Raw genomic sequence first — 12,777 nt, forward strand, 5'->3', positions numbered from 1 at the left:
ACAATACCGCCGCTATTTCGCGTCCGGCGAACGAATGTAAGACCTTTTTCCAAGTTAAAACACTCCGGGAAACACGAACAAACATTCAAACAATTAATTGACGCTAAACACTTTAAGACTTTGATCGTACTTTGTTCAAAGTTTGTCTTCGTTTTTACCGCGTTTCTGTTTGCAGGAAACGGTGGTCAGTGCATAGCTTTACTCCCACCAATCGGCCCACGCATTTTCACTGTTCCACTTAAGCATTCCACATATGAAAAACACCAAGAAAACATTCCTCCTGGGAATGATGCTCCTGCAAACCGGGCTGTTAAGCTCCTGCTACAAAAAATGGACTCCCGGAGACGGGCCGCATCATCCCGGCGATAACGTTGTCACCACCAACCGGTACTACGTAGACAGCAATGGTTCTGACTCCGCCAACGGCCTGTCCCCCGCCACAGCATGGAAAACGCTCAGTAAGGTAAACACGGTCACCTTCCAGCCGGGCGACTCGGTACTGTTTAAAAGAGGCGACGCATGGACCGGCACCCTGATCATCAAAAGTTCCGGTACCGCCGATGCCCGCATTACCTTTGGCGCCTATGGATCGGGAGAAAAGCCCCGGATCACCGGTAACAACAGCACCTTGTCAGCCGTGCTTATCCAGGACGCCCGGTATCTCACCTTCGAAAATTTCGATGTCAGTCACCCGCGTGCGGTACGCCCGCCGGACATGGCCTTGTGCGGTATCTATGTAGCCCTTGCCACCGCAGGTGTCTATCCCGGTATCACCATCAAAAACAATGATATACACGATGTGGAAGGCATGCCCATCACCAACCGCCATATGCAGGGCGGTATCTTCGTGCGCTCCAATGCCACACAGGGCTATTTCGACAGCCTGCTCATAGAAGGTAATCAGCTGCGCCGCTGCTCTTCCAGGGGCGTCCTCTTGGGCGACGGCAGCAACAAGGACACTACCTTTTACAACAACCATGTGGTCATCCGCCAAAATGTGATCGATAGCAGCGCGCTGGAAGGCATCATCGTATACACCGCCAAAAATGTGCTGATAGAACACAACCGGGTGCTGAACGCCGGCGCCTATACGCTGGGGGTGAACATGAACATCGTGCTGGCCGGCTTATGGGGCCGCGGCAAGGACATGACCATCCAGTATAACGAAGTCGCCTATACGCGACTGACCAACCCGGTGCCTTATTCCTCCATGGATTCCGAAGCGTTCGACATAGACCTGAGCAGCCCCGGCTATACCATCATCCAGTACAATTACTCGCATGACAATGCCGGCGGCTTCTTTTTACATATGGGCGATCCCGGTCCTGATTTTACGTACGGCATTGTCCGTTATAACATCAGCCAGAATGACGGCAATGGTTTTAACTACAGGACATTTGAACTGCACGGCCATCCCAATGGGAAAACAGTCCCTATTTACTTCTACAACAATACCCTCTACAATGATACCATGATCGGGGTGCTGGACAGGGCCGGCGGCACAGGCGTTCACCCCGGACTGGCTTTCCGGAACAATATCTTCCATGCCCCTGCGCTTCAGTTCGATGACCAGGCCAACATCGTGTACCAGCACAATCTTTATTATCCCGGCGCCAAAGCCGCCATTGACAGCAGCGCCCTGCAGGGCAATCCGCTGCTGATAGCCGCCGGCACAGGCAGCAACGGTATCAATACCCTCGGCGGGTACAAACTTTCGCCGGCGTCCCCTGCTATCCATGCGGGAACGCTCATCAGCAACAATGGCGGAAAAGACTTCTTTGGATTGCCGGTTTCCGGCAGCAGCCCGCCCACTATCGGCGCAGCGGAAAAGGAGTAATGAAACGTTACAAAATCAGTAAGCCCCGCTTCCTCAAAGGCGGGGCTTACTGATTGCTGACAGCCTCTGCCAGCCGGCAATAGCCCGGATACTCCCTTCCTTTTTAATGAAATAATATCGCAGCTATGTATTAACTTTAAACAGTACTCAAAATAACCATCGTCCTCAAAACCACACATTATGTCCACCAATCCTCTGGAACGTCTTACCGACGAACAAATCCTGCATCACCGTACTTATATAAAAACAGCTGCGCCAGACATTTGGAGCGCCCGGGAATGTTTGCTGATCGCAGATGATGAACCACACATCCGGGCACTGATCTCCCTTTGTGAAAAACGGCCCAACAACCCGCCTCCCGGAAGTGCGCCCTACACACAGGTGATAGCCGCACCCGGGTATGTTCCCTACCTGTCGGAGAAAGTGCCCACAACACAGGTAGGCGATGAGATGTGCCGGCTTGCTTTTGACGCCACGTTCTCAAAAGGCCTGCAGCAGGCTTTATCGTCCGGCCCGATGGCTGCCGCAGCGGCGCTGGCAGCGGCCACCGTCGCTGTCGGGAAAACAACGTACGGCAAATGGATACCGGAAGTTGGCCGGCTGATCCCCAAAAAAGGCAACGAAGTACAGGCACTCTGGCGGGAATACCGCAAACAGGCATCGGACAAAATGGAATATGCCACGCCGATGATGATACGGGATTTCTTCTCCAGCGCACTGGCATGGCAATTTGTTCGTATCAACGATGGCCGCATACACGACCTGGGAGGCTCTATCATGTGCCTTACCACCGGCAGTGATTTCGTGGGGTCGGCAGATGATCCTGGGCTGGGTGATATCGATATTTACCTGAGGGCCATGAACGAAGGACTGGCCTGCCTGGGAGGCTCTGCTGTCACGCCGGCCATCAGGGACGCCGTGATATGTGCGGCGTTTATGCAGGCCCGTAAGGCCGTCACTGCGGCAACCATGAAAAGAGACACCGCCGAACTGAAAAAGCTGCTTGCCGACAGCAAAGGACCTGTCACCCCCACTGAATTTATGACCATGCGATGGTGGGAAGCGGCCATGATCGGGTATCACCGCATAGGCCTGGGTGCTGAAGGTTACCGTCACCTTGCTGACGAGACAGGTGTTTTCCTGGCTACCAGGAAATGCGGGAAGATCAGGCGTGCAGTCGATAACCTTATCCGTTATGATGAAGCGGTAGACATACTTTTTGACGCTGTTCAGGGCGATGGCCTGAACGAAGCGCTGGTGGCCATGTGCGCAGCCGGCAGCAAAGGCATCGCGGGGTACGCACATGCTATGGCGGCTGTTACAGATGAAGTGTTCCAATGTGATTGCGGTGCAGAAGGACATATCGACGTGGGGGAAATGTCCATGGCCAGCGCCCTCTGGTACGCGATCATCCCCAGATACCTGATCAGGGCGCAGCTGGACGGCCTGGCACAGGGAGGCCCGGAGATAAAGTCGGCGTTTGCCCGTCCCTTGCCCGGCGAAAGAAATATCGTTGCCCATACATTGCCCGGTGATCAACTGCATACTGATGACTGGCATCCGCTATGGACCACCGCCAGGGCAGATGTGGCGGAGCTGACGGCCCGCACCCTTAAAAGGTCCCTGCTTGAAGGCTCCTATGACGAAGCAAAATATCTACGGTGCCACAACGCCGCCTACGATGTGCTGAGCGACTGTATGACCGTTGCAAACGACGATCAGCAAATACTGTCCCTCTCCGGTAAATGGTGCCTGTTCTTCGATGAAGCACTGGCCGATTTTAAAGCGGAACACATGGAGGTCATCTCCCATTTAAAAGAGCTGGTAGGAAGGATATGGACACACCTGCTCATCGGAGACCATGGCCGGAACGGCGACACGCATGCCCGTATCTTTGTGGACACGGACCGCCACTTCAGAAGCACCTATTCCCTGGACGCCTTTGCCGGAGGAGCTATCAGGCGGGCTTTTCTTGGAACAGTGTCCAGCGCAATGGAGCTGAGCGGGTTCAATCCCTACCATTGCCTGGTGGAAGGCGCAGCCCGAATATGCGGGGACAAGAGATAATACAAACAGGGCCGGCGTTTGATGCCGGCCCTTCATATCTTTATATTACATATCCTGTAATACGCACCAGCAGTCGTCAAAATTCCTTTTCTCCAGGTCCTGTTTTCTGATCCAGAAATACAGGCGGCCCATATCGGCCCACATCATGCTGGCATCACCCTCGTTACTGTCCACCTGTAACAACAATAACCAGTCTTTGGCATCGGCCATCACGCCTGCATATTCCGGACCGTCAAACTTCCCGAAGTCACCGGTAAAATCTTTATGGGTAACGATCTGGCAGAACTCCTCCATCTCACCTTGCAGTATGTCAGCGTGACCGAATGTTTTATTGCTCTCCCCCTCTTTCCATACTGTCTCCCGGTAGACATCTTTTTCCTCGTCGCCGAGAAAGGACAAAGCCTTACTCCGTCTGAACGGCATGGACACCTGTGTTTCGCAGGTAAGCGAACACGGGCCAAACTGTACACTCAATGACTCAGGGAAATCGGGGCATTGGAGATCCTCCCTTGGGCCGTCGAAATAGAGCACGCGGAACAGGTGCTTTTCCTCCATGGAATACCCGCCCATAGCCTGATCTGCGTCATAAAAGAAAAAGAGAAAGCCGGTATCAGGAAGCAGCTGATAAGTGTCGAAAGGTTTTATTTCCTGCAGGTCCAACTGTGCAATAAATGACAGCGGGTTGCCTTTATTGTCCGCCGGCCACGGCATATGCTCCGGAAGATCGGGCGTACCACCTATCCTGGAACTGCCAATGGGCACATCATTGTAGTCGTGGATGGGCGCCAGGTGGTATCTAATGGTGTCTTTCATGACGGCTTCAAACCGGGGTTTGTGTTTGTCTAAATTGCTGGCGGTTAACGCGGCGTAAAATTCCTGTTTATTCATGGTATAGTTGTAAAACTGGCTAAAGATAAAATCTTTTGTCAGTTTTTTTTCTGAATTATAACGTGAAGGGATACTCGTATTTTTAAGGAATTGGCAGCACAACAGGACACCTGATTTTACATCGGCTGCCCCGTGATTACCTGGGACACACCTGCCGGGTTAAAAAAATTGCGCATAGCTAAAACACTTCTGCTGCCAGGGATTGCAGCATCTTATCCATCCCTTTTTTGTGCCAGCGTAAATACAAAAGCAGCACCGCCACCATAAAACCACCCTGTATCAGCAACATTAATGACAACTGCTTTATCGCCATAAACATTCCAATGATAAGAAAGGCAAGTATCGCCCCGGCAACAATGGAAGTATTAGACCGGAACCCCATCATATCGAAGGTCTTCGTCACTTTCTTCGGAAGCAATAAAGAAGAGATAAAACCCAGGGCTATGCTGTCAGGATAGACAAACAACAAAAAGACGAACATGTTTGCAGACGGAGCAATGTACCAGCACAGCAGCAATGACACTACAAAATCCAGCAGCAACAACTTACCGATGCCACGACAATAAGCCCAAAACAGCTTCCCCGGCGATTGCACATAGCCTATCATAAAATAAGCCTGTGGCACATATCCTACAAGATTGTTGAACACATAATTAAACAAAGCCACCGGTGAACAGACTATCGCCCAAATAAAATAATTGTCTTTAAACGCTGGCAACCTGTTTTTAGAGGCCGCTGCAATAAGTACCCCCGACAATAACAACCTGAATAAAATGCCAATGAGCAGCGTGGTCTTTACTGTCTTTTTCCTGATGACGGCCGTAAAAATAAGCTGACCAAAACTTTTAGACCTGCTATCAGCCGATTGCCCCGTTTGTTTGGCGTCCATCACCTCCTGCCGCTGGTATATGCTTACAAACAAGGTCACCAGCACCATCAATCCCGTCAGCTGTATGATAACCAATACCCACAACGGCAGCTTCAAACAGAGCGTAAGCAATATAATGGTCCCTGTAACCAACAACGTTATAGACGAATAAACAAACATCCATGTCCCGGCCTGCTGTATTTTCACGATCCTTTCCAGCAGATGGTAAACCAACATACTGCCTGCCAGGTATAAAAAATAACCCGTTGCCACTGTCCCGGAAGAGAAATAAAAAGCCGCCAGAAATAACAGCAACAGTAAGAAAAAGGGAGATATCAGATCGTAACACAACTGAATAATCGCTTTTTTCCATAGCCCCACCGGGTAGGTACGCATGAAAACCCGTCTGAACATAACATTCTCCGGAAAATACCCTTTCAACAGTATCAGCGCCCCGATAATCAGGGCCAACCGGACCATTAACCAGTCCACCGCAAAATACTGACGGGCATGCAGGTACCGGAACAGGTAACCGGTGGCCAGCCCGTATAGCAATGCCACACCCGCTAAAATGACCATCAGGAAAGTGCCAAACCATCCGTCAAGGTCGTCACGGCCTTTGGCCAGCGAAATAGCCTTGAGTCTGCAAACAAATAAAAGAAGTTTCATGAACAGGGTAATTAAACAAGCCAGTTGATCTTTTCATCGCTCGTATCCTGCGGGCGCAGTAATGTAAACAGCGAATCTTCCAGTGTGCTTTTGCCGCTCGTGGTAAAATTGACAAGGGTATCATTATAAACAACCCGGCTCTTTTCGAGGATAAGCAGCCGGTCACAAATTTTTTCGATAAAAGTGAGATCGTGGGAAGAGATCACCACCGTGGCACGCTGTTTATATTTATTGATAAATTCTATCAGCCGCCGGCAACTGAAAGCGTCCAGACCGGAGAAAGGTTCGTCTAAAATCAGCAGCTGTGGCTGATTTACCAGTGCCGCACAGATACCGGTCTTTTGTTTCATGCCAAATGAATAGCCACTGATCATCTTTTTACTGCTCTCCCGCTCTTCAAAGAAATACTCAAACAGGTTCAATAAGTTTTCATCTGACTGCCTGGCTTTTCCATTATACAGATAGTTGATGAACTGCAGGTATTGCAACCCGGTAAGTTCTTCCGGCAAATATTCCTGGCCGATGTAAAACCCGGTCTTTTTCTTAACGTCATTATTTAACGACGCTCCCCCGAAATATTTTATTTCGCCGGAACTGGCGCCCAGCAGCCCCAGTATTATTTTTATCAAGGTGGTCTTCCCTGCTCCGTTTCGCCCTAACAACCCTATGCAGTCGTTCGCCTGCACGGTGACGTTCACTTTGTCCAGGACAACCTTCTTATCATATGATTTGGAAATATCTGTGAGGTCAAGGATACTGTTATCAAGCATATAAAATTCGTTTAATGGAGGGGGCTAACCCGGTACAACTGTATTAATATACAAAAATTGAGGGGACCGCCTCCAAAACTTTTTGCCTGATAAGAACCGCTAAAACCTGCTGGCCTTCCTGAACTCCAGCGGTGAGATATTCGTTTTTGTTTTGAACAGTTTGGAAAATGACTGCGGATATTCAAACCCCAACTCAAAGGCTATTTCATTTACCGACAAATCAGTCATGGTTAACCTCTCTTTTGCTTTTTCGATGAGCTTTTCCTGTATATGCTGTTGGGTACTGTTGCCGGTCAGTGTTTTGAGCAGTCCGCTCAGGTAATTGGGAGATATATTGAGCTGCCCTGATATGTCCTTTACTGTTGGTATCCCTTTCTCTTCCAGCTCTTCCGGTGTAAATGCCTTCTCCAGCAATGCTTCCAGCTGGTCTACAATACCGTGATGGGTGATTTTGCGGGTAATGAACTGCCGCTGGTAGAACCTTTCTGCATATCCCAGCAACGTCTCGATGAGGGAAATAATAATCCCCTGGCTGAACTGATCGATATTGGCCTGGTACTCCCGTTCAATATTCCTGAACAGTCCGCATACCGTCTGCTCCTCCTCTTCCGACAGGAACAGCGCTTCGTTTACCGAATAGTCGAAGAACTCATACTGCTTTATTTTCAGGGCCAGCGGATGACGCCACAGAAAGTCCGGATGGAGCAGCAGCAACCACCCGGACTGGTTTATTTCATCTTCCCGGCAGGCATTGAAGCTAAACACCCGCCCCGGCGCCATGAAGCTCATCACTCCTTTATCAAAATCATATTCCTGCTGACCATACCTCATTTTCAGACAGGCCTGGGTGAACCGGCTCATACTGATAAAGTAAAAGTCGGTGGTCATCGTGATGTCTGAGCTCCGGGTCCGGTCTGTTAAATCAGCAATATTCACAACGCTGATCAGCGGATGTTTTGCTTCCGGCAGGCTTCTCAGTTGCGACAGGCCATGAATGCCTTTTACCTTCAGGGGCGGATTTCCAGCCATAACATTTAATTTTGATGGTACCAGGCAGCGTACTCCCTGGCGAAGTCCTTTAATTTTCTTTTTCCTAATGCAGGCCTGTTGAGATAATAGTCCTGCTGTGCTTTCCCGTTGTGCATATGCTCCTGCATTTCCACCAATAATGCGGCCACTTCAGGCGATACGCCGCTGGCTTGCAGCCCTTGCTGTACCTGGTCTGCCGGCAGCGTTACCCATTGGAGGCCCGGTATGCCCACTGCTTCTCCGATAATTTGGGCCGCCTGGTTGCAGGTCAGTTCCTCGCTGGCCACATACCTGGTTTTCAAACCCGCTGTTGCCGGGGTATTGATCTCTTCCGCGATGGCCACGGCAATATCTTCCGGGGCCACAAAAGCCACCATGTCTTCTCCGCCATAGTTAGACGCTATCCTGCCCTGGTGGCGGATCATGTCTTTCAGGTGATAGAAATTACTGTAGAACGGCCCTGGCCTTACAAAGGTAACGGACACGCCGCTCAGCGCCTCAAACTTTTTCTCCGGCTGTACGCTCTGCAACAGGTGGGCTATCCATCCGGTGAGCACCACTACGCGACCTACGCCTGTTTCCCGGGCGGCATGAACATAATTGTCCATGTTCCGGTCCCATTCCCCGACATCCCTGGAGGTGAAGTCCAGCGGGTTCATACAATAAACAGCATCTGCGCCGGCAAAGGCTTTCACGAGGAAAGACCGGTCGCCGATACGGCCAACGGCGGGCCGGGCGCCCATCGCCTGTATGGCCGCCTGTTTGCTGATGTCTGTCGTGATGAGGGTCACTTCATGTCCTTCCTTCACCAGTATTTCCGTGAGCGGCTTGCTGATATGTCCGAGAGAGCCGGTAAGTACGATTTTCATTGCTAAAAATTTTATGTGCCCAAAGGTCACCCGGAATGAGCCGCTAAAAGTGTTCAGATCTCAGAAGGTTATAGGAGAATCTATGTAATAAATAAACGTTGTCTTTTTGAAAACCGCCCTGCCTGCGAGCCCTACAGTTAAAAAAGCACTACCTTCGCCCCGGAACCGTAATAAAAATTGTCAGTCATATGTGCCATCCTACAGGCCATATGCCGGCACCGCTTAAATATATACCCGGATTGCTATGCGTAATGCCTTCATTAAAAAAGTTGCATTAAAAATATTAAAAATTACTTCGATATCTTTAGCCGCTATACTGGCGTTATTGTTTTTGCTGCCGATGTTGTTTCCGGATGCCGTGGCAAACAAAATCAAGACCTGGGCCAACAGCAGCATCACCGGGGAGCTTAATTTCTCCAAAGCCCGGTTATCGTTCTTTAACCACTTCCCAGCCCTGACGCTGACACTGTACGATGTTAGCCTCAAAGGCGGAGCGCCTTTCCAACAGGACACGCTGATCGCCGGCAACGAAGTGGCGCTGGGCGTAAACCTGCAAAGCGTATTCTCCGATGCCATCACCATCGACGAGATATACCTGACCAACGGGAAAATCCATATCATGGTGGATTCCAGCGGCCATCCCAATTACAACGTATATAAATCCGCCCCCGCCGCCACACCAAACAAACCGGACAGCGGCAGCGCCTCCATGAAAATAGAAAGGATACAGATTGAACACTGTCACCTTATCTACGATGACCAGTCGCTCCCCATGTACCTGCAAGCCAAAGAGGTGAACTACGTCGGAAAAGGAGACCTCTCCAAAGCGATCTTTGACCTGCACTCTAAAATCAATATCGGCTCCCTGGATTTTACCTACAACAACACCTCCTATATTTTATCCAAAAAACTGAACGGAGAACTGATCACTAAGATCAATACCAACTCCCTGGATTTTGTTTTTGAAAGAAATGACCTGAAAATAAACGACCTGCCGGTAAGACTGAAAGGCGCTTTCGCCTTCCTGAAAAACGGCTACAAGATGGACTTCCGGCTTAGCTCCATGGAATCCAGCCTGCACGCCATTTTCGGCGCGCTGCCACCCGAATATCTCACCTGGATGCAGCATACCAATGTGGAAGGAACCGCAGACGTAAACGCCAGTTTAATCGGTGAATACATCGCGGAAACCAACACCATGCCCAACCTGACTTTTAATATGCAGGTCCGTAATGGCGTGATCACTAACCCGAAAGCGCCTGCGCCCATTAAAAACCTGTTCCTGAATTTTCAATCCAGGCTGGCGCAACTGAATACCGACAGCCTATACCTGAATGTAGACTCTATCTTCTTCAACATCGATAAAGATTATTTCAGCTCCGTGATACGGGTAAAAGGGTTGAAGACACCCGACATCCATCTCAAATTAAATACAGACCTGGACCTGGAAAAATGGAGCAAAGCCATGGGCTGGCAGTCCTTTGACGTGAAAGGCCGCCTGCAGGCCCATATGCTGGCCGATGGCCCCTATGCCACCCGCATTGTGGACCGTGGCCCCAAACAACGCCCGGACACGGTTATCAGCAGTATCCCTTCCTTCGATCTGAAGGCCAGTTTCCACGATGGTTATTTCAAACTGGCCTCCCTGCCCGAAGCCCTTAAAAACATCAGCTTCCAGGTGGCGGCCAATTGCCCGGACAACGACCTCGCACATACGCACTTCAACATCGACAATATCAACGCCAACCTGCTCAGCAACTATATCAAAGGGCACCTGCGTTTCAGCAACGCCCAGGCGCCCGTTATAGACGCGCAACTGGCTTCTGTGCTGCAACTGAGCGACGTCAAACAGTTCTATCCCATGGACAGCCTCGACGTGACCGGCGCCCTGCATGTTGATATCAATACCAAAGGCAGCTATGTCCCGGCAAAGCGGCTATTCCCGGTAACTACCGCCACGCTCACCATGAACAACGGTACGCTGCAAACAAAATATTATCCGAAACCGATCCAGAAAATCAATGTAGACGCCACCGTCACCAATACCACCGGCACGCTCAGCTCCCTGAAGGTAGACGTGAAACCCGTCGCCTTCGAATTTGAAGGAAACCCTTTCCTGCTGAAAGCAGACCTTAGCAATTTCGATAACCTCCGGTACAACATTACCTCCAACGGCACTATCGATCTTGGTGCCATCTATAAAGTATTTGCGCTACAGGGATATGACCTGAAAGGTTTTGTCCAGACCAACCTGGCCCTCAGCGGCACCCAGGCCGACGCCCTCGCCGGACGTTACGGCAAACTAAACAACCGGGGCAAAATGACTGTCCGTGACATTGTGCTCCAGTCAGACATGTTCCCCCTCCCTTTCCATATCAGCAATGGCATATTCCGGTTCGACCAGGATAAAATGTGGTTCGACACCTTTATCGCCACCTATGGTAAATCGAAGCTCACCATGAACGGCTTTTTAAGTAACGTGATTGGTTATCTCACCGCAAAAAACCAAACACTGCACGGTAACTTCGATTTCAAAAGCAATTATGTGCTGGTAGATGAACTGATGTCCAATAGTAGCCCGGCTACCGCCACGCCTGCCAAACCCAGCGCCCCCTCCGGCGTGATCATGCTGCCCGCCAACCTGGCGCTGACGCTTAATGCGGCCGCCGACAGGATACGCTTCAAAGGCATGAACATCGATAGCTTCCATGGACAACTGGTGCTCGACAGCGGAAAAGTAGCGCTCAACAAAACCGGCTTTAATATCATCGGTGCGCCGGTAGAGATGGATGCCACCTACGCCTGCATTCAACCACAGCGTGCCACCTTCGACTACCACATCACTGCAAAAGAATTTGATATCCGCCGCGCCTATAATGAAATCAAAATCTTCCGGGACATGGCCAGTTCAGCCGCCAGCGCCAGCGGCATCGTAGGCCTGGACTATCACCTCAGCGGTAAACTGGACGGCAACATGAACCCCGTTTATCCTTCCCTGAAAGGTGGCGGCGTATTGTCTGTCAAAAAAATAAAGCTGAAAGGTTTCCGGCTGATGAACGCCGTCAGCCAGTCCACCGGCAAATCAGACATCAAAGACCCGGATGTTTCCAAAGTAGATATCAAATCCTCCATCAGCAATAACATCATCACCATCGAAAGGACCAAACTGCGTGTAGCCGGTTTCCGTCCCCGCTTCGAAGGACAGGTGAGCATGGATGGCCGGTTGAACCTGAAAGGCCGACTGGGCCTGCCACCGTTCGGCATCCTGGGCATTCCTTTTAACGTTACCGGCACGCAGAGCAACCCGAAGGTAAAACTGCGCAGGGGCGATGATAAGGAACAACTGGAAGAAACACCCGATACCGAACAATAACCTTCACCACACGTCACATTATCTTAAAAAACTTTATTTCGAATGAACGAACAGTTAACGACATTAATAGCAAAACTGAAGGACAACGCTATCCAGTTTAAATCAGTGATTGAGTTTATCGACAGTCAGTACCACCATCAGCCAACAGCCTTTAAAAACGGGGACACTTACAATGAAGCCACCCAGAACCAGGGCAGCGCCAGGGTTTTTGCTTTCGCTCAGTTAAACGATCTTTCGAAGGAAGATACCCTCAGCTTGTTTGCAGAACACTATCAGTCCGTATTAAATACGCCCAACGGCGATGACCACCAAAACATCCGGCAGTTTATGGCCCATGGATGGGCAGGCGTGGTATTTGAAGGACAGGCGCTCACCTCCCGGTAAAGAACGCTGAAAATTTTCTTATT

At 50.4% G+C, this 12,777-nt stretch carries 9 protein-coding genes; 4 read left to right on the forward strand and 5 right to left on the reverse strand.

The window, feature by feature from the left end; translation table 11 throughout:
* The first annotated feature begins 253 nt into the window (after positions 1 to 253).
* Positions 254 to 1,837: a right-handed parallel beta-helix repeat-containing protein gene (locus ACTJJS_RS29940; RefSeq protein ID WP_440667365.1), complete on the forward strand. Its 1,584-nt coding sequence runs from the start codon at positions 254 to 256 to the stop codon at positions 1,835 to 1,837.
* 180 nt (positions 1,838 to 2,017) lie between these two features.
* Positions 2,018 to 3,904, forward strand: coding sequence for a hypothetical protein (locus ACTJJS_RS29945; protein ID WP_440667367.1), 1,887 nt, complete (start codon positions 2,018 to 2,020; stop codon positions 3,902 to 3,904).
* Positions 3,905 to 3,949: 45 nt separating this feature from the next.
* Here the strand turns inward: ACTJJS_RS29945 and ACTJJS_RS29950 are convergent, their stop codons facing one another.
* The 5 genes from ACTJJS_RS29950 to ACTJJS_RS29970 all read right to left on the reverse strand — a co-directional run bounded on the left by ACTJJS_RS29950 (position 3,950) and on the right by ACTJJS_RS29970 (position 8,997).
* Complete coding sequence (locus ACTJJS_RS29950; protein ID WP_440667368.1) at positions 3,950 to 4,792, reverse strand: YwqG family protein; 843 nt, start codon at positions 4,790 to 4,792, stop codon at positions 3,950 to 3,952.
* 178 nt (positions 4,793 to 4,970) lie between these two features.
* A complete protein-coding gene (locus tag ACTJJS_RS29955; RefSeq protein WP_440667369.1) occupies positions 4,971 to 6,329 on the reverse strand; it encodes a hypothetical protein in 1,359 nt (452 codons plus the stop codon).
* A gap of 11 nt (positions 6,330 to 6,340) precedes the next feature.
* Entirely contained in the window at positions 6,341 to 7,099 is a 759-nt protein-coding gene (locus tag ACTJJS_RS29960; RefSeq protein ID WP_168873531.1) for an ABC transporter ATP-binding protein, read from the reverse strand.
* 99 nt (positions 7,100 to 7,198) lie between these two features.
* Entirely contained in the window at positions 7,199 to 8,128 is a 930-nt protein-coding gene (locus tag ACTJJS_RS29965) for a helix-turn-helix domain-containing protein (protein ID WP_440667371.1), read from the reverse strand.
* A 5-nt stretch (positions 8,129 to 8,133) separates the two neighbouring features.
* The gene (locus ACTJJS_RS29970) at positions 8,134 to 8,997 is read right to left on the reverse strand and encodes an NmrA family NAD(P)-binding protein (RefSeq protein WP_440667372.1); all 864 of its coding nucleotides are present in this window, start codon (positions 8,995 to 8,997) and stop codon (positions 8,134 to 8,136) included.
* A gap of 244 nt (positions 8,998 to 9,241) precedes the next feature.
* Between ACTJJS_RS29970 and ACTJJS_RS29975 the strand changes: the two genes are divergently transcribed.
* Positions 9,242 to 12,370, forward strand: a complete 3,129-nt coding sequence (locus tag ACTJJS_RS29975; protein ID WP_440667374.1) for an AsmA family protein — start codon at positions 9,242 to 9,244, stop codon at positions 12,368 to 12,370.
* 42 nt (positions 12,371 to 12,412) lie between these two features.
* Positions 12,413 to 12,754 carry a HopJ type III effector protein gene (locus ACTJJS_RS29980; RefSeq protein WP_168873527.1) on the forward strand — a complete coding sequence of 114 codons (342 nt, stop codon included), beginning with the start codon at positions 12,413 to 12,415 and terminating at the stop codon, positions 12,752 to 12,754.
* The last annotated feature ends 23 nt before the right edge of the window (positions 12,755 to 12,777 follow it).

Origin of the sequence: Chitinophaga sp. 22308 (genome assembly GCF_052045305.1) — a bacterium.
Taxonomy (GTDB): domain Bacteria; phylum Bacteroidota; class Bacteroidia; order Chitinophagales; family Chitinophagaceae; genus Chitinophaga; species Chitinophaga varians_A.

Coding starts and splice junctions, on each gene's coding strand:
- ACTJJS_RS29940 (WP_440667365.1), top strand. CDS start 254: ATGAAAAACACCAAGAAAACATTCCTCCTGGGAATGATGCTCCTGCAA.
- ACTJJS_RS29950 (WP_440667368.1), bottom strand. CDS start 4,792: ATGAATAAACAGGAATTTTACGCCGCGTTAACCGCCAGCAATTTAGAC.
- ACTJJS_RS29945 (WP_440667367.1), top strand. CDS start 2,018: ATGTCCACCAATCCTCTGGAACGTCTTACCGACGAACAAATCCTGCAT.
- ACTJJS_RS29955 (WP_440667369.1), bottom strand. CDS start 6,329: ATGAAACTTCTTTTATTTGTTTGCAGACTCAAGGCTATTTCGCTGGCC.
- ACTJJS_RS29960 (WP_168873531.1), bottom strand. CDS start 7,099: ATGCTTGATAACAGTATCCTTGACCTCACAGATATTTCCAAATCATAT.
- ACTJJS_RS29965 (WP_440667371.1), bottom strand. CDS start 8,128: ATGGCTGGAAATCCGCCCCTGAAGGTAAAAGGCATTCATGGCCTGTCG.
- ACTJJS_RS29970 (WP_440667372.1), bottom strand. CDS start 8,997: ATGAAAATCGTACTTACCGGCTCTCTCGGACATATCAGCAAGCCGCTC.
- ACTJJS_RS29975 (WP_440667374.1), top strand. CDS start 9,242: ATGCGTAATGCCTTCATTAAAAAAGTTGCATTAAAAATATTAAAAATT.
- ACTJJS_RS29980 (WP_168873527.1), top strand. CDS start 12,413: ATGAACGAACAGTTAACGACATTAATAGCAAAACTGAAGGACAACGCT.